Source organism: Bradyrhizobium sp. 2TAF36, assembly GCF_052114925.1.
GTDB classification, from domain to species: Bacteria; Pseudomonadota; Alphaproteobacteria; order Rhizobiales; family Xanthobacteraceae; genus Bradyrhizobium; species Bradyrhizobium barranii.
Genome location: NZ_JBFRFR010000215.1, coordinates 1 through 1,940, shown reverse-complemented (window position 1 = coordinate 1,940; position 1,940 = coordinate 1). Strand labels below are relative to the sequence as shown.

Sequence of the window (1,940 nt, the reverse complement as noted above, 5' to 3'; positions counted from 1 at the left end):
CCCATATTGCCACCATCTACGGGATGCTTTGGCACATTTTTGAAAACGGCTGGGAGGATAAGGAATTCCTGAGCCAGCGCGTCTATGGCGTTGATGAAGTCCGTAAACAGGTGGCAAAGTGGACGCCTCAGGAAGTTGAGCGCGTCACCGGTCTGCCCGAAGCACAGGTCAAGCACGTCGCTGAAATCTTCGCCAAGCAAAAGCCCGCGACGCTGATCTGGGCGATGGGACAGACCCAGTTTACGACCGGCACGGCGAATGTCCGGGCGAGCTGCATTCTGCTACTCGCCACCGGCAATGTCGGGCACGCCGGGGGCGGCGCCAACATTTTTCGTGGTCATACCAATGTGCAAGGTGCCACCGATCTCGGCCTCGATGTAACGTCGCTGCCGCTTTATTACGGTCTGGCAGAAGAGGCCTGGCGGCATTGGTGCCGGGTGTGGGAGGTGGATTACGAGTGGATGAAGTCTCGTTTTCCCAACAAGAAGCTGATGGAAACACCGGGCATCCCGAGCACGCGGTGGTTCGATGCGACCTTGCTGCCGAAAGAACAGATCAGTCAGCCTGAGCCGGTTCAGGCGATGTTCATCATGGGGCATGGCGTCAACACCATTACGCGAATGCCGGAAGCGGTTCGCGGGATCGAGAAGCTCGAATTGCTGGTCGTCTGCGATCCCTATCCGACCGCCTGGTCGGTTCTCTCGGAGCGGAAGAACGGCAGATATCTTTTGCCCGCCTGCACCAGCTTTGAGATGGACGGTTCGCGTACGGCCTCGAACCGTTCGCTGCAATGGGGCGAGAAGATCGTCGAGCCGGTGTTCGAATCGAAAAACGACTACGACACGATGTATCTGTTCGCGCGCAAGTTCGGCTTCGCGGAGCAGATGTTCAAGAACATCAAGGTCGAAAACAATGTAGTATCGGCGGAAGACATTCTGCGCGAGATCAATCGTGGCGGCTGGTCCACGGGCTATTGCGGACAGTCTCCCGAACGGCTGAAGGCTCACATGAAGAATCAGGCCAAGTTCGACCTGGTGACCATGCGGGCGCCGAAGGATGATCCGGAGGTTGGTGGCGATTATTACGGCCTGCCATGGCCGTGCTGGGGAACGCCGGAGTTCAGGCACCCGGGTACGCCGATCCTCTACAACACCAATCTTTCGGTGAAGGAAGGCGGCGGCACGTTCCGCGCCCGGTTCGGGGTCGAGCGTATCGTCAAACGCAAGGTGATGGAAAAGGGGCAGGAAGTCGAGAGGGAGGATCACGACAATCTCCTCGCCGAAGGGTCCTATTCAGTCGGCTCAGAAATCAAGGACGGCTATCCTGAATTCACGCTCGCCGTGCTCAAGAAGCTCGGCTGGGACAAGGATCTCAGTGCGCAGGAAATGGAGGTCATCCAGCGGGTAAATCCCGCCAATCCCGATGCGGTGTCCTGGTCACTCGACCTTTCCGGCGGCATTCAGCGCGTCGCAATCGAGCATGGCTGTTCGCCCTATGGCAACGCCAAGGCGCGCATGATCGCCTGGAATCTGCCCGACCCGATCCCGGTGCATCGGGAGCCGATCTATACACCGCGTCCGGATCTCGTCGCAGACTATCCGACCTTGCCCGACGCCGAGCAATTCCGTGTGCCTAACATCGGCTTCAGCGTACAAAGGGCAGCCGTCGACCGCGGTATCTCCAAGCAATTCCCCCTGATCCTAAGCTCGGGCAGGCTTGTAGAGTATGAGGGCGGCGGCGAAGAGACGCGCTCCAACAAGTGGCTCGCCGAACTGAAGCAGCACATGTACGTCGAGATCAATCCGGCGGACGCAGCCGAGCGCGGCATCGTCGATGGCGGTTGGGTCTGGGTGACCGGCGCGGAGAACAGTTCAAGAGCCCGTATGAAAGCGGTGGTGACCGAGCGGGTCGGCAAGGGCGTTGCCTGGATGCCGTATCAT

General features: G+C 59.3%; 1 protein-coding gene. It reads left to right on the top strand.

Annotated elements, in window-relative coordinates; genetic code table 11:
* Positions 1-1,940: molybdopterin dinucleotide binding domain-containing protein (locus AB4Z51_RS44770; RefSeq protein WP_441499749.1), on the top strand; the 1,940-nt coding region annotated here is incomplete at both ends.